This window comes from Kribbella sp. NBC_01510, from assembly GCF_045040325.1.
Taxonomy (GTDB): Bacteria; Actinomycetota; Actinomycetes; order Propionibacteriales; family Kribbellaceae; genus Kribbella.
Map to the genome: position 1 here is coordinate 6,969,431 of NZ_CP109418.1, position 20,764 is coordinate 6,990,194.

The window sequence follows — 20,764 nt, forward strand, 5'->3', positions numbered from 1 at the left end:
CGGCACGGTATCGGTTCATGCGAAATAGGGCTTGGACCTGCATAACGGAAAACGCCTACCGTCGAGGCTGCGTCTCTCAACGCCGAACCGAAGGAGCCTCCCCGGTGCCCAAGCTCGCTGCCTTGTTCTCGCCCGACCGTGCCGCCGACGTGGTCGACCCCGCGACCCGCCGGCTGCTGGAGGACCGCTTCGAGGTCGTCTGGGCCGAGGCGGCGCACGCGGCCGGACCGGGATCACCCGGCAAGCCGCCGGCGCTCGACCCGGCCGCCGTACCCGAGCTGGCCGCCGGCGCCGACGTCCTCCTGACCAGCTGGGGTACGCCGCACCTCGGCAAGGAGCTGTGGTCCGACGGCAACGGCCCGAAGGTCGTCGCCCACGCGGCCGGCTCGGTCAAGAACCTTATCGACCCGGTCATCCTCGACCAGGGTGTCGCCGTCTTCTCCGCCGGTCCGCGGATCGCGTGGTCGGTCGGCGAGTACTGCCTGGCCGCCATGCTCACCTTGGCCCGGCGCCTGCCCCGCTTCGACGGAGCGATCCGGCAGGGCGGCTGGAAGCAGACCGGCTTCCGCGGCCACGAACTCGCGGGCGCCCGGGTCGGCGTCATCGGCGCCAGCAGCACGGCCCGGGCGCTGATCACTCTGCTGAAGCCCTTCGGCTGCGACCTCGCGGTCTACGACCCTTACCTGACGGACGAGCGCGCCGGTCAACTCGGCGTACGCACGACGACGCTCGAAGAGGCGGCGAGCAGCCCGTTCCTCACCATCCACGTCCCGAACGTGCCGGAGACCAAGGGCATGATCACCCGCGCGCTGATCGAGCAACTCCCCGACGGCGCGGTCGTCGTGAACTCGTCCCGCGGTCCGGCCATCGACCAGCAGGCCCTGCTCGACCACGTCCTCGACGGCCGCCTGTACGCCGCTTTGGACGTCTACGACCCGGAGCCGCCGACCTTCGACCGCGCGATCCTCGACGCGCCCAACCTGCTGCTCAGCCCGCACGTCGCCGGTGACACCGCTGAAGGCCACCTCGCGCTGGCCGGCTACGTCCTGACGGACGTGATCCGGTGGCTCGAGGACGGCACCCGCGGACCGAGCTTCGTCGACCCGGCCGCCTGGTCGATCGCGGCCTGAGAGGACAGCCGATGTCGCGGATCACGCAAGTCGAAGTGTTTCCGGTCGCAGTCCCGTTCGCGCGCCGCTTCGTGCTCGGCAGCGGCGCGGTCGGCTCCCCCGGTGACGCCCCGGACCAGGCCGCTGCGGTCGTGTTCGTGAAGCTGACCACCGAGGACGGCGTCGTCGGCTGGGGTGAGCAGCGCGCGCTGCCGAGCTGGAGCTACGAGACCGCCGAGACGATGGCGGTGGTGATCCGGCGGCACCTCGCACCGATCCTGCTCGAACTCACGCCCTTCGACGTCGAGCTGTTCCACCAGCGTGCGGCCAAGCGCCTCAGTCCCGCGGTGTCGAACGGCTTCCCGTTCGCCCGGGCCGCCGTGGACGTCGCGATGCACGACGCGGCCGGCAAGCTCGCCGGCGTCCCGGTGCACGCCCTGCTCGGCGGCAAGGTGTACGACGAGATCCCGCTGTGCTCGGCGATCGGGGTCGGCAACCAGGACGCGGTCCGCGAACATGCGCTCCAGTCGTCTGACTATCCGGCGTACAAGGTCAAGATCGGTGGCGATCTGGACGCGGATGCAGCGGCGATCCAGACCGTGGCCGAGATCGCCGGTGGCAAGCCGCTGTGGCTCGACGCCAACCAGTCCTACCGGCCGACCGCACTCAAGCAACTCCTCGACCGTACGGCGGGCATCCGCACCATCCACTGTGTCGAGCAGCCTGTACCGAGCACCGACACGCTCGCGATGCAACGGCTGCGCGAACTGATCGACCTGCCGATCGCGATCGACGAGGGCAGCTTCTCCGCCCAGGACCTGGCCCGGGCGATCAGGCTCGGCGCCGCCGACCTCGTCGTGGTCAAGGTCTGCAAATCCGGTGGGCTGCGCAACGCCCTGAAGACCGCGCAGACCGCGATCGCCGGCGGTGTCGAGGTCCTCGCCAGCGGCCTGACCGACTGCGGGGTCGCGTTCGCCGCCGCACTGCACGTGTTCAGTCAGCTCGAGCTCGCCTTGCCCGCCGAGCTCAACGGGCCGGAGCTGCTGTCCGATCTGTATGTCGAGGGGCTGAGCATCACCAAGGCCGTCGCGACGGTCCCCACCGCCCCTGGACTGGGCGTTCAGGTCGACGAGGAGCGGATCCGCGCCGAGTCGATCGACCTGCTCTATCGGTGAGGAGAAACATGGGAACGAACCTGTCCCGTCGCGGCTTTCTCGAGCTGACCGGTCTCGCCGGGCTCGGGCTGGCTGTTGCCGGATCCACGGCCGGGTGCTCGTCAGGACCACCCGCCGGCGCCGCCACTTGGGCGATGTGGTCGAGCAGTGCCGCGGAGAAGAAGGTCTGGCAGGACTTCAGCAAGTACGTCGAGCACCAGCTCGGGGTGAAGTCCGTCCCGACCCTGACCCCGTCGAACGGCTACCCGACCAAACTCGACCTGCAACTGGTCAGTGGCACGGCCGGCCTGGTGACCGCGCTCAACGGCACACTGATCCCGACGTACGCCGCCCGCGGTGCGCACCGTCCGCTCGACGACCTGATCGAGGCCGACCCGGACTTCCACCTCGACGACTTCTACCAGTCGAGCCGCCGGATCTCGAGCTTCAACAACAAGACCTACGCGATCGGCTTCGACGTCGCGCCGACGGTCATGTACTACAACAAGACGCTGCTGCAGAAGCAGGGCGTCGAGCTGCCCCCGAAGACGGTGCCGATGCCATGGGCAACGTTCCGGGACCTGGCGAAGCAGCTCACCAAACCCGGCGAGCAGTACGGCTTCACCTGTGCACCGGCGATCGACGACCTGGTGTCGTGGATCTACTGCGCGGGCGGGAACGTGATGGACGACGCCGCCACCCGGAGCACGCTCGGTGATCCGGAGGCGATGGAGGCACTGCAGTACGTCATCGACCTGTTCGTCAAGGACAAGGTGACCCCGCCGATCAAGAACCTGGTCACCGAGAGTTCGCTGTCGAACTTCATGGAGGGCAACGTCGCCTTCATGCAGAACGGGCCGTGGCAGGTGGTCAACGTGCGCAAGGCCAAGTTCGACTGGGACGTGATCCCGTTCCCGGCCGGGGCAGTCGGCAGTACACCGCGGGTATCGGGATCCAGCTTCGCGATTCCGTCGGGGGTGCGCGATGGGGCCGAACTGGACCTCGCGTGGAAGCTGCTCAAGACGCTCACCAGCACAGGTGCGCTCGACATCTACGCCAAGGCCGGCCGCAACAACCCGGCCCGGCTGAGCGCTGGCAGCGCGTTCCAGCCACCGCCGGACAACCTCGGCATCGTCCAGCAGATCCTCGCCGGCAAACTCGCCGGCGGCCACGCGTTCGACGTCACCACGAACTGGAACCAGGTCAAGCAACTCCTCGGCCAGGATCTCCCGCGGAGCTTCCTGGGACAGGTCACGGTCGCGGACGCGATCACCGGGCTCACGCCGCGTCTCGACGTACTGATGCGGCAGCACCAGGACAACATCCGCCAAGCCACCGCCAGGAAGGGGTGATCCACCATGGCTGTCGACACTCTCGCCGCCCCGGTCACCACCGCACCACCACAGCGGTCCTCCAAGCCGACGCCACGCTGGCGGAGCCGCGAGACGCTGACCGCCTGGCTGTTCATCCTGCCCAGCCTGATCGGATTCCTGACCTTCACCGCCGGACCGGTCGTCGCCGCCGGCGTGATCTCGCTGCTGGACTGGAACCTGTTCAGCCCGCCGCGCTGGGCTGGGCTGCGCAACTTCGCCCGCCTCGGCCCGGATCCGACGTTCTGGTCCGCGCTGGGCAACACGGCGTACTTCACCTTCGTGAGCGTGCCGCTGACAATCCTGGTGAGCCTCGCGCTCGCATTGCTGCTGAATCAGGGGCTGCGCCGGGTCGCGGTCTTCCGCTCGCTCCTGCTGTTGCCGTACGCAACGATCACGGTGGCGGTCGCGTTCGTCTGGATCTGGCTCTACATCCCGCACGACGGCCTGGTGAACGCCGCGCTCGGGGTGTTCGGCATCAACGGACCGACCTGGCTGATCTCGGACAACTGGGCGATGCCGGCCCTGATCCTGATGAGCGTGTGGAAGAGCTTCGGCTTCGGCATGGTCGTCTTCCTCGCCGGGTTGCAGGCGATCCCGCAACAGCTCTACGAGGCTGCTCGCGTCGACGGCACGTCGCCGTGGCAGAGCTTCCGCAACGTCACCCTGCCGATGCTGTCACCGGCCTTGTTCTTCGTGATCGTCACCTCGGTGATCGGCTCGTTCCAGGTCTTCGACCAGGCGCTCATCATGACCAACGGCGGACCAGGCACCCGCACCACCACGCTGGTCATGTACATCTACCGGACCGGCTTCGAGAACTACGACCAAGGGTACGCCGCGGCACAGTCGCTCGTGCTGTTCGCGTTCATCGTGATGATCACCGCCACGCAGTTCCTCTTCCAGCGGAGGCTGGTCCACTATGACAACTGAAGTGCTCCCCTTGGCCTCCAACAAGGTTCTTCAGCGGAAGCTGATTGTCTTCGCCTGCTTCCTGGTCACCGCTCTCACCCTCATCCCGGTCGTCATGATGGTGCTGGTCGCGTTCCAGTCCGATGCCGAGTCGATGGCGGCCAAGCCGTCGTTCTGGCCGAGCAGTTGGCACCCGGAGAACCTGACGCGCGCCTTCGAGCTCGTGCCACTGGGCAAGTACCTCCTCAACACCGTGTACTTCGCGGGTGGCACAACTCTGCTCGAGACCGTCACGGCCGCGCTGGCGGCATACGCGTTCGCCCGGCTGAACTTCCCCGGCCGCAGCTGGCTGTTCGGCATCTACCTCGCCACGCTGATGATCCCGTCGCAGGTGACGCTGATCCCGCAGTTCGTGCTGGTCGCGAAGCTGCACGGCATCGACACCTGGCCCGGGATGATCCTGCCGCACGCCTTCACAGCACTGGGCGTCTTCCTGCTCCGGCAGTTCTTCCTCGGCATCCCGCGCGACTACGAGGAGGCCGCCCGGCTGGACGGCGCGAACCGTTGGCAGGCGTTCGTCCGGGTGATCGTGCCGCTCGCGATCCCGGCGATCGCGACGCTTGCCGTGTTCAAATTCATCAGCCAGTGGAACAACCTCTTGTGGCCGTTGATCATCTCGAACAGCGATGCCACCCGAACCGCGTCGGTCGGGCTGCAGGTGTTCCAGGACACGAACGGCACCCAGTGGAACCTGTTGCTGATGGCAGCCACCGTCACCACGATCCCCCTGATCATCCTGTTCTTCCTGACCCAACGCTGGTTCGTCCGAGGTATCACCGTGAGTGGGCTGGGAGGCCGCTGAAATGACCTATCTGTGGTCTGTTTTCACCAAACCGTGGCTGGCGTTGCCGGGTGATGAGCTCGGTCGGCTCGTTTCCGATCTCGGGTTCGCCGGAGCGGAGGTCCCGGTCCGCGAGGCCGCCTACGTGAGCCCGGCTACGGCCGAGGCTGAGTTGCCGAAGTTCACCGCGCAGTTGCGGGCCGAGGGCGTCGAACCGATCAGCGTTGCCAGTGACCTGTCCGAGCGGGTGTTCGCCGCTTGTGCGGAGGCCGGTGTGCCGCTGATCCGCATCATGGCCGAGCTCGGTCCCGATGGGTACGCCGCGTCAGTACGACGTACTCGCATGCTGCTCGAGACAGCGGCCGTACTGACCGAGCGGTACGGCGTGCAGGTCGGGGTGCAGCCGCATCACGGGCGATTCGTGGCGTCGACGCTCGGCGTACTGCAACTGCTCGACGGGCTGCCCGAGCAGTTCAAGCTGGTCTGGGATGCGGCGCACGACGCACTGGCCGGCGACCATCCGGCAGTGACGCTCGAGCTCGGCGCCGAGCGACTCGGCATCGTCAACCTGAAGAACGTGCAGTACCTCCGGACCGACGGCGTCTGGAAGCCGTACTTCGTGCAGGCCGACGAAGGACTGTCCGACTGGTCCGCGGTGTTCGCGGCTCTGCAGAAGGTCAAGTACTCCGGCCCGATCTGCCTGACCGGGCAGTACTCCGACCCCGCCGTACCGGTCGAGGAACGGCTCGAAAAAGATCTCCACGCCGCTGTCACATCCGCCGCACAGCATCCGTCAAGGGAGTGAAATCGACACACTCACTTGATGGAGAACCTCCCATGACTGCAGCACGGATGACCAACCCCGCCGAGATCCTCCCGGACGCCACCAAGGGCATCCAGAACATCTACAAGGCCATCGGGCAGGCCGGCGCGCCTGGTGCGACGCTCGAGCTAGTGCACCTGCGGGCGAGCCAGATCAACGGCTGCGCGCCGTGCGTGTTCGGCGGGATCAAGTCGGCCCTGAAGAACGGTGAGACCGACGAGCGGCTGCACCAGGTCGCGGCCTGGCGTGAGTCCGACCTGTTCACCGACGCCGAGCGGGCGGCGCTCGCGCTGGCCGAGGCCGCGACCCGGCTCGCGGACCGGCCGGAGGCGGTCACGGACGAGATCTGGGCCGCGGCGGCCGACCACTTCGGCGAGAAGGAACTGTCCGCGATCGTCCTGATGATCGCGCTGACGAACATGTTCAACCGGATCAACACGACGGTGCGCCAGCCGGCCGGTGCCACCTGGTAGTGAGTAACGTCGGAGCGCCGGTGTCGAGAACGGCACCGGCGCTCCGACGTACCCGGTGAATGGAGGCACGCGATGAAGTACATGCTGCTGATCTACGGGAACAACGACACCTGGGACGCCCTGCACGCCGAGGGAATCGAGCAGGTGCTCGATCGGCATCGACAGCTGGCCGAGGAGCTGAAGGCGAAGGGTGAGTACCTCGACGGTCTCGGTCTGACCACGGCGAACGCCCGGGTGGTCCGGGTGAACGACGGCGTCGCGGCGGTCACCGACGGGCCGTTCACGGAGGCGAAGGAGGTGCTGGCCGGCTACTACCTGCTCGACTGCAGTCTGGAGCGGGCGACCGAGATCGCGGCCCAGCTTCCGGAGGCGCGGTTCTCACCGATCGAGATCCGCTCGTTCACGGATCCGATGCCGGAGGATTCGTAGGCGGCACTGCCGGGTGCGTCGGCAGGTTCGCGAGCAGCTCCAGGGACTTGCCGGCCTCAGCTCGGCGTTGGGACCTGAGACCGGCGAGTCACTGACTCAGCTCATCCGTGCTGGCTGGGGTTGCCCGGCGCGAGGATGACCCACCTGAGGCAGGTTGATCCCCCATGCCCCGGCCACCCCGGACGAACACGGTGGCACCTCGCTCCGGTGCCTGCGCACCGTCGCCGAGTCGCAGCGTGGTGGTCATGCCGTTGCTCAGTCTGAGCACCGCCACGCGTCGCGGGCGCACCGGGGACGTCGACGAGTCCACCTCGTGGATGCCGGTACACACCGCCGGTTGGATCGCGGCCCGTCCGAGACCAGCGTTGCCGTGACTCCTCACATCACGGCAGTGCTCGGCGAGCCTTGTCATCGCTGACACACTTCCCCCTTCTCCTCGTGTACTACCCCGAGTGACGGTAGGCGCGGCCGCAAGAACGTCGCAGTACGACGCGACGACCGCACACTCCCCCGTCCTTCCCGCACCCGGAAACGACGCGGAAGTGATCAGGCAACCCTTGCTGAGAGTGACGGCGTTTGCAAGAGATAGTAACCGGAATCCCGAGTGCCGGAACTCCCGTCCACGGCGGAAAGTTGTGGCTCAGCGTGTGGTGCTGGCGCGCTCGACGATCCGGTGCGGGATCATCACCCGGCGCGGCGCCCTGAACTTGTCGGCCATCCGCTCGCCGAGCAGATCGAGGGCCGCCGACACGAAGGCCCGCCGGTCGAAGTCGACCGTCGTCAGCGGCGGGATCATGAACTGGCTCTCCAGGATGTTGTCGAACCCTGCCAGCAGCGTCTGCCCGGGGACAGCGACGCCCGCGCTCCAGAGCGCCGACGAGGCACCGGACGCGAGCGAGTCGGTGAAGCAGAAGAACGCGTCCGGCAACTCGTGCTCGGCGAGGTACTTCCCGACCACCGTCGCCGCACCTTCCGGCCGCCAGCGATCCAGGCCGATCTCGAGGGCGGGATCGTTCGGTACGCCGGCCTCCTCGAGCGCCTGGCGATAGCCGGCGGTCCGCAACCGGGAGGCCGCCGTACCGGGAGCCTCAGCGGATCCGGCCAGTACGCCGGTGCCACTCGAGCCGCGCGGGATCTCCGGCGTACCGACCGCTGCGATTCGGCGGCAGCCCTGTGCGAGCAGGTGTTTGGTCATGTCCCTGGCAGCGGCGACGTTGTCGATCGCGACCTGGCTGACCAGATCCTGGTCGACGTCGCCGATCAGCACCAGCGGCGGCAGCGGCCCGGCCGTCGTGACCGCGCTGTCGTCCAGGTTCACCGGGTTGAGGATCAGGCCGTCGACCAGGTACGCGCGGGCCTTCGACAGCAGCTCGAACTCACGCTTGGGCTCGGCCGCGGTCTGCTCGATCTGCACACCCCAGCCGCGCTCGTGGGCGAGCTCGACGACCAGATGGACGACCTCCGCGGAGTACGGCCGGAGCAGGTCGGGCAACGCGAGCGCGATCATTCCGGTCCGGCCGTTGCGCAGGCCCCGAGCACTCATGTTCGGCACGTAGTCGAGCTCGGCCAGCGCACTCTCGACCCGAGCCTTGGTCTCCGGTCGGACGAACACGACACCGTTGATGACGTTGGACACCGTCTTCGGGGACACCCCGGCCAGCTTGGCGACGTCTTTGACGGTGGCACGCATGTCGCCCATTGTCACACCTGGCCACGTTGTCACAAGTCAGCGAGTGACGAGTGCGCCGCCGTTCACGTGCAGGACCTGACCGGTGAGGTGCCGGGCGGCCGGAGAGGCGAGGAAGTGGATGGTGCCGGCGATGTCTTCGACCTGGCCTTCCCGTTTGGTCATTGTTGCTGCGAGCAACGTCTCGCGGCGCTCCGGGGTGAGCCGGCCCTGGAAGAACTCCGTCTCGGCGGTGAAGCCTGGGGCGACGACGTTCGAGGTGATGCCGCGCGGTCCGAGCTCGGCGGCCACGTCCTGGTTCCACAACGCCAGCGCTGCCTTGGAGGCCCCGTACGAGCCGGGGCCGCGCGCGCCGGCGATCGAACCCAGATGCACGACCGCGGTGGTGAGCCGCGGCGCCAGGGCGGTCGTGGTGAGGACGGCGCTGAGCAGATTGGCTCCCAGATTGGCCAGCCAGTTCGCCTTCAGTTGGTCCAGGCCTGCGTCGGGCCGGCCGAAGTCGGTGTTCCCGCCGGCGTTGTTGACCAGTACGTCGACCTGGTCCGGGAGCGTGTCCAGCAGTCGCTCGACCTGCGCCGGATCGGTCGCATCGCACACCACTCCCCTGGCTCCGAGGTCGGCCGCGGTCTTGGCGAGTACGTCTTCCCGGCGGCCGGTGATCACCACCTCGTCGCCGTCCGCGCGGAACCGCTCGGCGGTCGCCCGCCCGATTCCGGTCGCTCCGCCGGTCACCACGATCACCCGCGTCATGGTCGCATCCTCACGTTTAGGTCTAAATGTTTAGACCTAAACGTATCATCACCCTGTGGCCGACTCCTATCCCCTCGACACACCCAGCCCGTATCCCGCCGCGGAGATCGCCCGCGCCTGGCAACGCGAGCGGCCCGGTACGCCGACGGACTCGATCGAGATCGTCACTCCCCTGTGGCGGCTCGCCAAGCTCTTCGCCGACGACCGCCGGCGGGTGCTCGCCGATGCCGGAGTGGATCCCGCCACGCTCGATCTGCTCAGCGTGCTGCGCCGGGCGGGTGCGCCGTACGAGGTGAGTACGCGCGAACTGAGCCGCCGTACGCTCGTCACCGCCGGAGCGATCTCGCAGCGGGTCGCCCGGGCCGAGGACGCCGGCCTGGTCACCCGCCGGACCGCCGATGACGGCAGCCGGGCGGTGGTCGTGACCCTGACCGCGGCCGGCCACGACCTCATCGAGCGGACGGTCGACCAGGTGCTGACCCGCGAGTCCGAGCTGGTCGCGTCACTGTCCCCCACCGGTCGCGCGCAACTGGCCGCCCAACTGCAGGAACTCCTCGACGAGGTTGCGAAGCGGACCGGAAACCTTCGTCACGGCGTATAAGCTTTGCGCCCTGGGCTCTGGCTGGGTGTGCGTGAAAAGTTCTTACGACTGCTTCAATGTCACAATTGAAGGATGCCTGTTGCCGACAGCCACGACTTCATCCAGGTACGGGGCGCCCGCGAGAACAACCTCGGCGGCGTCTCCCTCGACATCCCGAAACGTCGTCTCACCGTCTTCACCGGCGTCTCCGGCTCCGGTAAATCATCACTCGTCTTCGACACCATCGCCGCCGAGTCGCAGCGGCTGATCAACGAGACCTACACGGCCTTCGTGCAGAACTTCATGCCGAGCCTCGGCCGCCCGGACGTGGACTCGCTGCAGAACCTGTCCGCCGCGATCATCGTCGACCAGGAGCGGATCGGCGCCAACGCCCGGTCCACGGTCGGTACCGCGACCGACGCACACACCATGCTCCGAGTCCTCTTCAGCCGCGCGGGTACGCCGTACGTCGGGCCGCCGTCGGCGTTCAGCTTCAACCGGGCCGAGGGCATGTGCCCGCAGTGCGAAGGACTCGGCCGGACCACCGAGTTCGACCTCGACGAGCTGGTCGACCGGGACAAGAGCCTCAACCAGGGCCCGATCAAGGCGCCCGGGTACGCGATCGACAGCTGGCACTGGCAGCTGATGGCGAACTCCGGGCTGTTCGATCCGGACCTTCCACTCAAGGACTATCCGACCGAGGCCTGGGAGCGGTTCCTCTACCAGGAGCCGACCAAGATCAAGGTCGGGAAGAGCAACCTGACCTTCGAGGGCCTGGTCGCCAAGATCAAGCGACAGTACCTCGGCAAGGATCCGCAGTCGCTGCAGAGCCACGCCCGCGCGTTCGCGGAGCGCGCGATCCGGCAGACGACCTGCCCCGAGTGCGCCGGCGTCCGGCTGAACGAGGCCGCCCGGACGACCAGCGTGAACGGGCGCACCATCGGCGAGTGCTCGGCGATGCAGATCAGCGACCTCGCCGAGTTCGTTGCCGGAATCAACCATCCGGGAGTCGGGCCGATGCTCGAAGGACTCCGGCAGACGCTGGACTCGTTCGTCACCATCGGCCTCGGGTACCTCAGCCTGGACCGGGAGTCGACGACGCTGTCCGGCGGCGAGGCCCAGCGGATCAAGCTGGTGCGTCATCTCGGCTCCAGCCTGAGCGACGTCACCTACGTCTTCGACGAGCCCACGATCGGGCTGCATCCGCACGACATCCAGCAGATGAACGACCTGCTCCTGCAACTGCGGGACAAGGGCAACACCGTCCTGGTCGTCGAGCACAAGCCGGAGACGATCCGGATCGCCGACCACGTCGTCGACCTCGGTCCCGGTGCCGGTCTGGCCGGCGGACGACTCTGCTACGCCGGCGATCTCGACGGCCTGAAGAACTCCGGCACGCTCACCGGTCGGTACCTCGATCACCGCATCGCCCTGCGAGACGACGTACGCCGTCCGACCGGCAAGCTCGCGATCGAGAACGCGACCCTGCACAACCTGCGCAACGTCAGCGTGGACGTCCCGCTCGGCGTCCTCACGGTCGTCACCGGGGTGGCTGGATCCGGGAAGAGCTCACTGATCCATGGATCGCTGGCCGGGCGGGACGGTGTGATCATCGCCGGGCAGGAGCCGATCCGCGGGTCGAAACGCAGCAATCCCGCGACCTACACCGGGCTTCTCGATCCGATCCGGGCCGAGTTCGCGAAGGCGAACAAGGTCAAGCCGGGGTTGTTCAGCGCGAACTCGGTCGGCGCCTGCCCGACCTGCAAGGGCATCGGACTCGTCTACACGGATCTGGCGATGATGGCCGAGGTCGCCTCGATCTGTGAGGACTGCAACGGCGCCCGCTTCACCGCGGAGGTGCTCGCATACCGGCTACGCGGGAAGAACATCAGCGAGGTGCTGCGGATGACCGTGACCGAGGCCCGGGAGTTCTTCCCCAAGGGTCCGGCGCGGACCGTCCTCGATCGGCTCGCGACGGTCGGACTCGGATACATCGGCCTCGGTCAGCCACTGACCACGCTGTCCGGTGGTGAGCGGCAGCGCCTCAAGCTGGCCATCAACATGGGCAGGACCGGCTCGATCTACATCCTCGACGAACCCACCACCGGACTGCACCTGGCCGACGTCGACCAACTGCTCGGCATGCTCGACACCCTGGTCGACCAGGGCAACACCGTGATCGTCATCGAGCATCACCAGGCCGTGATGGCCCACGCCGACTGGCTCATCGACGTCGGCCCCGGGGCCGGTCACGACGGCGGCCGGATCGTCTTCACCGGCACCCCGGCCGACCTGGTCGAGAGCAGCCCGACCGTGACCGCCGAGCACCTACGCGAGTACGTCGGCGCCGAACCGGATCCGCAGGTCATGGCCTAAGGCAACAGCTCGGCGGCCACCGTCTCGATCAGGTCGTGCCAGGTGTTGAGGTAACCGGCGGCGGGGCCGGTCTGGGTGAGCACCAGACGGGCTCCGCCGTTACCGTCCCGCAGCGTCCAGGTCACCTCGCCGCCGCTCCAGCCGTAGCTGAGGCGCACTGGCTCCTCTACGTCGATGGCCGGGCCCGGATCAATGCCCTTCGCAACGAACCCGGCCGGCGGCGCGCTCCCGGCCGCAGCGCGCTCCGCGCCGGTGAGCAACTGCCAGACAGCCTCCTTCGGCTTCACCAACTGCCGCTCGAACCGCACCCCGCCGTCATCCGTCACGACGCCTTCGTCCAGCCCGTACACCTTCACGAAGTGCTCATGCAGTACGGCGTAGTCGCGCTCGGACACCGATCCGCCCAGCACGCGATCCAGCGCGTCGAAGCACAACGTCCAGCCGCCACTGAAGCTCGCGGATCCCGGACGATCGTCGTACGTCGCGGTCAGCTGCAACGTGCACCCGTCCGGCGACGGGTCCAGCTCCCAGCGCAGCACCTCGACGCCCCAGGTGTACTCGAGCACCTTCGGCGGTTCGTACGCGCGGATCACGCCGCTGGTCTGGACGTCGACGGGCGCGCCCGGATCCGTCTCGAAGGTGAAGGTGACCGGACCGTCCAGCCGCAGGTCGAACTCGACCGCGACCGGGAACCATCCGGCCAACTGTCCGGGCTCGGTGATCGCCCGCCAGACCTTCTCCACCGGATGCCGCAGCTCCCGCCGCATCCGCAGAACCGTCCGGCCGTTCTCGGTGCTCAAGGTCTCGGTCATGACTCCATATATACCCGACCCGGCATATACGATCAACCGGCGAACCGGGCCAGATCCGCGAGCTCTCCGGCGAGGTCCGTGCGGGCGCCGGCGTCGAACAGTTCGTAGGAACGATCGGTGTGCCGCCACGAACCAATCACCCGACCCGCCTCGAGCACCGCCGGACGCAGCATGCCGCCACCGGGATGGATCTGCTGGTGGAACTCGGCGGCCAGCGCCTGCCGCCGATCCTGATAGCCGAGCAGATAGGCGTCGAACTCCCCCAGCAGCCGCACGTCCCGGCATCCCGGCAGATCATCGATGGCGGCCAACTCAACTCCTTCGACGTCGAAAGACTTGGTTGCCGCCGCCTGCACAGCGCGGCGTGCGACCGGTACCGGCAGCCCCGACCAGGTCGCGAAGTCGCGTGCCGTCGCCGGTCCATACGCGGCCAGATAACGCCGGGCCAGCGTCTCGACGTCACCTTCCAGTACGAGCGGCTCGCCCAGCCAGTCGCTCACTGCGACCCAGGTCTCGTCCTTGTCGTACCCCGGCCCGTAACACAGCCGACCGAGCAGCCCGGTGTACCGGATCAGGGCGTACACCGCTTGGCCCTTGGGCTCCTCGATCAGTCCGGCCTTCACGAGTACCTCGGCCAACTGGGCCCGCGTGGACGGGCCATGGCTCAGCAGATGTGCTTCGAGTCGGTCGGCGGCTTCAGCCCGGATCGCCTTGGTCAGACCGAGTTCGCCGTACCGGCGCTCGGTGTCCTTGATGGCCTCGGGACCGAGCAGGCCGAGAAGTGGGCCCGCGTCCTCCACGGCGACGAGTTGGAGGGTCCCACGCATGAACCAGCCACGGACGACGCTCCGGTCGGTCTCCTGCGCGTGTGATACGTCAGCGAAAGTGGTCGCGGTCGAGCGCGCCCGGACGGCGTACGCGGCACCGCGCCACGCCTGCGCCTGGAGTCCCCCCGTCCGGCGCACGACGTCGGCCACCCCTCCGGGGCCGGCCTCGTCCACCGGACGTGCCAGGCAGTTGGCCTGCATGCGGGCCGCCAAGAGCCAGTCCACAGACCTCTCCGCCACCCCAGCATGACACCACGAACAACCCCGACCCGCATCTCGAATGCCGGCGACCACCCGAACAGCAGTCGGGGCCTGGGACACCAACTCGGGAGCCAAGACAGGAAATAGCTTGTCTCAGGTCACCGAACGGTGCCCCAGGCCCCAACTGCGGGACTACGGGACTGCGCCGATCAGAGCGCGGGCTGGACCAGGTTGGCGAAGTTGGCGTGGCCGGTGACGTTCGGGTGGTAGGACTCGCTGACCGGGTTCGACAGGCCGTTGATCCACTCCGGGCTGCCGCAGACGGCGTGGCCGATGAACAGCGAGGTCGGGTTGACGAAGGCGAAGCCGGCCGCGCTCGCCGACGCCGCGGTCTTCGAGTTGAGCAGGTCGGCGGTCGCGTTCAGCCGGGTCATCTCGTCCGGACTGAAAAAGGTGCCGGCGTTGCAGTCGGTGCCGTTGAACAGTCGCGGATAGCCGACCACTACGACCCGGGCCGAGGACGCCCGGCTCCTGATCGAGGAGTACAGGGTGTTCAGCCGGCCGGGCAGGGTGTTGTTGATGATCGCCTGCGCGTTCGCGACCGCACTCGTGCAGTTGCCGAGCCAGGAGGGCTTGGCGCACTCGGTGATGACCGAGGAGAAGCCGGCGTCGTTGCCGCCGACCTGCACCGACACGAGGTTGGCGGCGCTCGTCACCGAGGGCAGCTGGTTGGCGGTGACGTCGGCGACGCGGGCTCCGGAACAGGCGACGAAGGTGAGGTTCGCCCCGATCCGGGCCGCGTCGATGTACGGATAGGCCTTCACCGATCGCTGGCAGGACCCGCTGCTGGAGATGTAGGTGCGGGTGCCGACACCGGAGGCGTACGAGTCGCCCAGGGCGACGTAGTTCGGCGCCGCCGCGTGGGCGACCCCCGGACTGAGCAGCATCGCGGCGCCGAGGGCCGCGGCGGAGAGCAGACTGGCGATGGACTTCATGGGCGGACCGCCTTTCTGTGCACGACAGCACAGTGTGTGCGAGAGGTGGCGACTGAACCACTCAACGTCACCTTCGCCGACTCGCGAGTAACACACAAGGGCCCGGTTAGAAATTCACCGCCAGTTGCCGATTCCGGTAGGCCGAGTTTCCGGCTAGTCGTTCCACGACGACAGGCCGGGGCCGAGTGGGAGCGGGTAGCAGCCGTCCACTAGTTCGACCCGGCCGTCCGCCGGCAGCAGTCCGCTCTCCACATAGATCGTGTTCGGGAGTGCGGCCAGCACGTGGATGTGTGCACCACCCCCGTGCGACGCGTACGGCACACCGAACCCAGCCGCCATCAGTCCGATCTCGAGGCAGTCGGTCAGCCCACCCGCACGCCTCAGATCCGGCTGTACGACGCCCACCGCGCCCCGAGCGATCAGGTCGCGGAAGGCGGCCTGCCCGGACCTGTTCTCACCGGTCGCGATCGGGATGTCCAGCTTGCCGGCCAGCCGGACATGGCTCTCGGTGTCGGCGGCCGGCAACGGCTCCTCGAACCACCGGCACCCGAGCCCTTCGTACGCACGGCCCCGGCGCAGCGCCTCGTCGTACCCGAAGGCCTGGTTCGCGTCGACCATCAGCGGGGCATCCGGCCCGATCACGGCCCGGACGGCCTTGATCCGTTGGATGTCCTCGCTGAGCGGGCCGCCGCCGACCTTCATCTTGACGCCGCGGAAGCCCTGCTCCATCGCCTTGGCCGACACGGTCTCCAGGCCCGCAACGTCCAGCTCGAGCCAGCCCACCATCGCGTACGTCGGGATGGTCGTGCGCTGTGCACCCAGCAGCTTCCACACCGGCACGTCCAGCGACTTGCCGAGGAGATCCCACAACGCCAGATCGATCGCCGAGATCCCGTACGACGACAGCCCCGCCGTGCCCTGGTAGTCGGTGAGTGTCTGCAGCCGCTGACGGATCCCGCGGATCAGGGCCGGATCCTCGCCGATGATCGCTGGGGCCAGTTGCTCGGTGATGATCTTGGCCAGGACCGCCGGTGAGCTCGCCACCCGGCCGAAGTACGTGGTGCTGACGCCACTCACACCTTCGTCCGTGTCGATCCGTACCCGGGTCTGCCCGTTGCGGTCGAGCAACTGGATCGCGTCGCGGACCGCGTGCGCCTTCGGCTCCGACACGACCTCGACACTGATGTCCGTGATCTTCATGTCACCCCTTGCCCGCGAGGACGTCTTCGACCTTCTGCTTGACGCTGCCCAGCGCGGCCGCCGCGGTCTGCTTGCCGCTCCAGACGTCATCGAGGACCGGACGGTAGATGGTCCGGGCGCGCTCGATGTAGCGGCTGAAGTTCTCGTTCACCGCGTTGTCCAGTGCCTGGGTGACGAGGGCGAGGTTGGCCGGGCCCTTGTCGTCCGGTACGAACAGCGCCGCCGAACTCTTGCTGACCGGCATGAAGCCGCGTGACTGCGCGAGGAGCTTCGACGCGTCCGGGCCGGCGCAGTACTTGAGGAAGTCCCAGGCCGCGTCAGGGTCCTTCGACTGCTTCGGGATCGCCAGCACGGTCATCGTGTTGACGGTCGTCCGGCGGGCCCTCATCGGCGTCGGGAAGATGTCCCACTTCACCTTCGCATTGCTGCGCAGGTACGGGATGCCGCTGGTGAGCGAGAGCAGCATCGCGACCTTGCCGGTGCCCAGCTGGGCCAGCGCCCAGTTCGGCGTCTGCCGGCCGGCCGTGACGGTGGCGAAGTCCGGGTGGACCTTGTGGACGAGGGCGAGGTCGGCGACCCACTGGATCGCCTCGGCGCCTTGCTGCTCGGCCAGCGTGAAGCGAGTGGCGTCCTTGGAGTAGATCCCGTCGCCGCCGTTGCTGACCGGCCAGACGGTCTCCAGCGAGGTGTCCGGGAAGACCAGTGCTCCCCAGCGTTCGCCGTTGGGCTTGGTGAGCTTCTTCGCGGCGTCGAGGAAGTCGTCCCAGGTCCAGCCGCTCTTCGCCCAGTCCTTCGGCGGCAGTTCGACGCCGGCTTCGGCGAATGCGTCGGTGTTGCAGTAGATGACGCCGGGGTTCGTCATGATCGGCCAGGCGGCGTGCGCGCCGTCTTCCTGCTTCGGGAAGTTGAACGCCACCGGGAAGTAGTCCTCGGGCTTGATGCCGTCCTTCTCGAGGTACGGCTTCAGGTCGAGCAGGGATCCCTCGGCGTAGTACCCCTTGACGTAGTCGTCGTTGATCCGGATCGCCGTCGGGGCCGCCCCCGACGAGAGCACCGTGCGCAGCTTCGTGTCGTAGTCGTCGCCGGGCACGGACTGGATGTCGAGGGTCTTGCCGGCGCCCTTGGCCCAGTTCTCGGCGACCGTGTAGAGCGGGGTGCCGCTGTTGGTGTCCCAGGTGAGGAAGGAGGCGTTGCCGCCCCCGCCTCCTGCGCTGCTGTTGCCACTGCACGCAGCGAGCGGCAACCCGACAGCGATGGCCCCACCGGTGACGCCGAAGGCTTTGAGCACCGACCGTCGGGAAAACTGTGATGCGGTCATGGTCTTTCCTGTTCTGTCAGGGGGTTAGTTGGTGCGCAGTTTCGCGACCGCGTCGTCGTCCAGCTCGATGCCCAGACCGGGCAGTTCCCACGGCGTGATCTCGCCGTTCACGGGGACGAGCGGGTTCTGCCAGATCGGCACGTCGTCGAGGATCGGGTTGTGCTCGATGTTGTACTCCTGCGGGTACACGCAGGACGGCGTACTGACCCAGAGGTGGGCGTGCGCCGACGTACCGATCGTCTGCTGGGTGTTGTGCACCGTGATCGGCTTGGTGAAGGTGTCGGCGAGGACGGCGATCTTCTTGAACTCGGTGATCCCGCCGCACTTGATGACGTCGGGCTGCAGGATGTCGACCCGCCCGGTCAGGATCAGGTCACGGAACTGCCAGGTGGTGTACTCCTGCTCCCCCACCGCGACCGGGATGTCGACCGCGTCGGCCAGCCGTCCGTACGCCGCATAGTCGTGGGCGGCGAGTGGTTCCTCGAAGTGCCACACGCCGAGGTCCTCCAGCGCGTGAGCCAGCTTGATGGCGGTGTGTTCGTAGTACGCGTTGTTGACGTCGACCAGGATCGGGAAGTCGTCCCCGACCAGCTTCCGGACCGCCGTCACGGTCGCGATGGTCTGGTCGAAGCCGTCGTCGTGCATCCACGGCGTCGACGAGTGGATCTTGTAGCCGTGGAAGCCCTTCTCCTGGAAGGACTGCGCGCGTTCGGCCTCCTGCTGCGGGCTCATCCCCCGTGCCATGGAGCTCGCGTAGACCTTGGCGCTCTGACGGTACTTCCCGCCGAGCAACTGGTAGGTGGGCAGCCCGGCGGCCTTGCCGAGCAGGTCCCACAGGGCGATGTCGATGCCGGCGATGGCGTTCAGCTGGGCGCCGCCGGGGCCGAGCTTGTAGGGCTTGGTGTACAGCCGGCGCCACAGCCGCTCGATGTCGGTCGCCTCCTCGCCGACCAGCAGTGGCGCGAGCGCCTGCTCCACGACGCTGTGGGTGACGTGGGCGTTCATCGGACTGACCTCGCCGACGCCCACCAGACCCTCGTCGGTGTGGATCTTCAGGATGTGCAGCTGGTCGAGCAGGATGATCGATTCGATCCGGGTGATCCGCATGGTCAACCTTTCAGGCCGGACATCGTGATGCCCTGGACGAAGTACTTCTGGGCCAGCAGGAACAGCAGCAGCGGCGGCAGGATCGTCAGCGTCGCGGCCGCCATCATCAGATTGGTCTGGGTGAAGAACTCACCCTTGAACAGCGCGAGCGCGATCGGCATCGTCTGCAACCGCGTCGAGTTGAGGAAGATCAACGGCCCGAACAGGTCGTTCCACGAGGCCATGAAGGTGAGCGCGCCGACCGCGGCCAGGGCCGGTTTCACCTGCGGCAGCATGATCCGCCAGAAGGTACCGAAGGTGGACGCGCCGTCGAGCTTGGCCGCCTCCTCGAGCTCCATAGGTACGCCGCGGAACGCCTGCCGGAGCAGGAAGGTCCCGAACACCGGCGTCAGCACGTTCGGCACCCAGAGTGGATAGTGGGTGTCGATCCAGCCCATCTCGCGGAACAGCATGTACTGCGGGACGAGGTAGACGATGCCCGGGATCATTGCCGTCGACAACAACAGCGCAAAGGCCAGGTTCTTGAAGGCGAAGTTCAGCCGGGCGAAGCCGTAGCCGGCCAGCGACGCGAACAGCAGCAGGAAACCGACGTTCAGTGCGGCCAGCTTGCAGCTGTTCAGGAAGAACGGCAGCAGCCCGTTACCGGCCTGGGAGTAGTTGGCCCACTGGAAGGTGGACGGGATGAACGTCGGCGGCGACTGCAATACTTCGTTCTCCGGCTTGAGCGATGCGCTGATCATCCAGAGCAGCGGCATCGCGAACACCACGGCGAAGAACAGCAGTACGACGATCAGCACGACGCGGCGTGGGATGTGCCTCGGTGGCCGGTTCACCGGGATCCGGAGAGCCTCAGCTGTCATAGTGCACCCACCGTTTCTCCATCTTCCACTGGATCGCGGTGACGACACCGACGATGACGAACAGCACCCAGCCCATCGCGGACGCGTAACCCAGCCGGCCGTGCCCGAAGGCCGCCTCGTAGATCTGGAAGATGAACACCGAGGTGGCGTTGTTCGGCCCGCCGGACGTCATCACGTAGATGATCCCGAACACCTGGAACGAGGTGATGAACTGCGTGATGGTGAGGAAGAACAGGCTCGGCGTCAGCAGCGGGAACATCACCGACCAGAACCGCCGCCAGGCCGACGCTCCGTCCACCGTCGCCGCTTCGATCAGCGACTGGTCGATGCTCTGCAACCCGGCCAGCAGGATCACCATCGGATAGCCGACGCCCTGCCAGAGCGCGACGATGATCACCGCGATCAGCGCGGTCCTGGTGTCGGACAGCCAGGCCGGCCCGTCGATGCCGATCGTCTTCAAGGTGGAGTTGAACAGGCCGTTGTCCGGGTTGTACAGCCAGAACCAGACGAAGCCGATCGCGACGACGTTGGTGACCGCGGGCGAGTAGTACAGCGTCCGGAAGATGCCGATGCCCTTGATCTTCTGGTTACACAGGACGGCGAGACCGAGCCCGATGAAGATGGTCAGTACGACGACGACCACCGTGAAGATCACCGTGTTCTTCAGTGACGGCCAGAACGTGTCGTCGGCGGTGAACAGCTCCTTGTAGTTCTCCAGGCCGAGGAACTTCGGTGCGTTCAGCCCGGACCAGTTGGTCAGCGACACCACCAGGGAGGCCGCGACCGGTGCCAGCTGGAAGAACAGCACGCCGGCGATCACCGGTCCGACGAACAACCAGCCGGCCAGGTTCTGCCGCTTCGGTTTCACCTTCACCCGTTTGCGCGCGGGTCGTCTGCCGTCGACGTCCGGGGGTTTCAGGAGGACCGCGTTGGCCATCGG

At 67.4% G+C, this 20,764-nt stretch carries 20 protein-coding genes; 10 read left to right on the top strand and 10 right to left on the bottom strand.

Going from position 1 to position 20,764, the window contains the following annotated elements; all coding sequences use genetic code 11:
- Positions 1-104: 104 nt before the first annotated feature.
- From OG558_RS34475 to OG558_RS34510, 8 genes are all read left to right on the top strand, one after another.
- Positions 105-1,130, top strand: coding sequence for a hydroxyacid dehydrogenase (locus tag OG558_RS34475; RefSeq protein WP_405066716.1), 1,026 nt, complete (start codon positions 105-107; stop codon positions 1,128-1,130).
- Positions 1,131-1,141: 11 nt separating this feature from the next.
- Positions 1,142-2,284 carry a mandelate racemase/muconate lactonizing enzyme family protein gene (locus OG558_RS34480; protein ID WP_405066718.1) on the top strand — a complete coding sequence of 381 codons (1,143 nt, stop codon included), beginning with the start codon at positions 1,142-1,144 and terminating at the stop codon, positions 2,282-2,284.
- Positions 2,285-2,292: 8 nt separating this feature from the next.
- Entirely contained in the window at positions 2,293-3,615 is a 1,323-nt protein-coding gene (locus tag OG558_RS34485; protein ID WP_405066719.1) for an ABC transporter substrate-binding protein, read from the top strand.
- Positions 3,616-3,621: 6 nt separating this feature from the next.
- Entirely contained in the window at positions 3,622-4,566 is a 945-nt protein-coding gene (locus OG558_RS34490; protein ID WP_405066720.1) for a carbohydrate ABC transporter permease, read from the top strand.
- Positions 4,556-5,407 carry a carbohydrate ABC transporter permease gene (locus OG558_RS34495; RefSeq protein WP_405066721.1) on the top strand — a complete coding sequence of 284 codons (852 nt, stop codon included), beginning with the start codon at positions 4,556-4,558 and terminating at the stop codon, positions 5,405-5,407. The genes OG558_RS34490 and OG558_RS34495 overlap by 11 nt, the downstream gene beginning before the upstream one ends.
- 1 nt (position 5,408) lies before the next feature.
- Positions 5,409-6,191: a sugar phosphate isomerase/epimerase family protein gene (locus OG558_RS34500; protein WP_405066722.1), complete on the top strand. Its 783-nt coding sequence runs from the start codon at positions 5,409-5,411 to the stop codon at positions 6,189-6,191.
- A gap of 32 nt (positions 6,192-6,223) precedes the next feature.
- Positions 6,224-6,682 carry a carboxymuconolactone decarboxylase family protein gene (locus tag OG558_RS34505; RefSeq protein ID WP_328520779.1) on the top strand — a complete coding sequence of 153 codons (459 nt, stop codon included), beginning with the start codon at positions 6,224-6,226 and terminating at the stop codon, positions 6,680-6,682.
- Between the two features lie 72 nt (positions 6,683-6,754).
- Entirely contained in the window at positions 6,755-7,111 is a 357-nt protein-coding gene (locus OG558_RS34510; RefSeq protein ID WP_405066723.1) for a YciI family protein, read from the top strand.
- Between the two features lie 640 nt (positions 7,112-7,751).
- Here OG558_RS34510 and OG558_RS34515 read toward each other — a convergent pair.
- Entirely contained in the window at positions 7,752-8,801 is a 1,050-nt protein-coding gene (locus tag OG558_RS34515) for a LacI family DNA-binding transcriptional regulator (protein ID WP_405066724.1), read from the bottom strand.
- 36 nt (positions 8,802-8,837) lie between these two features.
- On the bottom strand, positions 8,838-9,548 hold the full coding sequence (locus OG558_RS34520; RefSeq protein WP_405066725.1) for an SDR family NAD(P)-dependent oxidoreductase: 711 nt from the start codon (positions 9,546-9,548) through the stop codon (positions 8,838-8,840).
- Positions 9,549-9,603: 55 nt separating this feature from the next.
- On the opposite strand from OG558_RS34520, the gene OG558_RS34525 reads away from it, so the two are divergent.
- Together OG558_RS34525 and OG558_RS34530 are read left to right on the top strand one after the other, a co-directional pair.
- On the top strand, positions 9,604-10,149 hold the full coding sequence (locus OG558_RS34525; protein ID WP_405066726.1) for a MarR family winged helix-turn-helix transcriptional regulator: 546 nt from the start codon (positions 9,604-9,606) through the stop codon (positions 10,147-10,149).
- 72 nt (positions 10,150-10,221) lie between these two features.
- Positions 10,222-12,504 carry an ATP-binding cassette domain-containing protein gene (locus tag OG558_RS34530; RefSeq protein WP_405066727.1) on the top strand — a complete coding sequence of 761 codons (2,283 nt, stop codon included), beginning with the start codon at positions 10,222-10,224 and terminating at the stop codon, positions 12,502-12,504.
- Here OG558_RS34530 and OG558_RS34535 read toward each other — a convergent pair.
- The 8 genes from OG558_RS34535 to OG558_RS34570 all read right to left on the bottom strand — a co-directional run bounded on the left by OG558_RS34535 (position 12,501) and on the right by OG558_RS34570 (position 20,761).
- Positions 12,501-13,316, bottom strand: a complete 816-nt coding sequence (locus OG558_RS34535; RefSeq protein ID WP_405066728.1) for an SRPBCC family protein — start codon at positions 13,314-13,316, stop codon at positions 12,501-12,503. The two genes, OG558_RS34530 and OG558_RS34535, sit on opposite strands and share 4 nt — an antisense overlap.
- A 32-nt stretch (positions 13,317-13,348) precedes the next feature.
- On the bottom strand, positions 13,349-14,368 hold the full coding sequence (locus tag OG558_RS34540) for a winged helix DNA-binding domain-containing protein (RefSeq protein WP_405066729.1): 1,020 nt from the start codon (positions 14,366-14,368) through the stop codon (positions 13,349-13,351).
- 185 nt (positions 14,369-14,553) lie between these two features.
- A complete protein-coding gene (locus OG558_RS34545) occupies positions 14,554-15,339 on the bottom strand; it encodes an SGNH/GDSL hydrolase family protein (RefSeq protein ID WP_405066730.1) in 786 nt (261 codons plus the stop codon).
- 153 nt (positions 15,340-15,492) lie between these two features.
- The gene (locus OG558_RS34550) at positions 15,493-16,539 is read right to left on the bottom strand and encodes a mandelate racemase/muconate lactonizing enzyme family protein (protein WP_405066731.1); all 1,047 of its coding nucleotides are present in this window, start codon (positions 16,537-16,539) and stop codon (positions 15,493-15,495) included.
- Between the two features lies 1 nt (position 16,540).
- Entirely contained in the window at positions 16,541-17,857 is a 1,317-nt protein-coding gene (locus tag OG558_RS34555) for an extracellular solute-binding protein (RefSeq protein ID WP_405066733.1), read from the bottom strand.
- Between the two features lie 24 nt (positions 17,858-17,881).
- A complete protein-coding gene (locus OG558_RS34560) occupies positions 17,882-18,964 on the bottom strand; it encodes a mandelate racemase/muconate lactonizing enzyme family protein (RefSeq protein ID WP_405066734.1) in 1,083 nt (360 codons plus the stop codon).
- A 2-nt stretch (positions 18,965-18,966) separates the two neighbouring features.
- Complete coding sequence (locus OG558_RS34565; RefSeq protein WP_405066735.1) at positions 18,967-19,824, bottom strand: carbohydrate ABC transporter permease; 858 nt, start codon at positions 19,822-19,824, stop codon at positions 18,967-18,969.
- A complete protein-coding gene (locus tag OG558_RS34570) occupies positions 19,814-20,761 on the bottom strand; it encodes a carbohydrate ABC transporter permease (protein WP_405066736.1) in 948 nt (315 codons plus the stop codon). Before OG558_RS34570 ends, OG558_RS34565 begins: the two co-directional genes overlap by 11 nt.
- Positions 20,762-20,764: the final 3 nt, after the last annotated feature.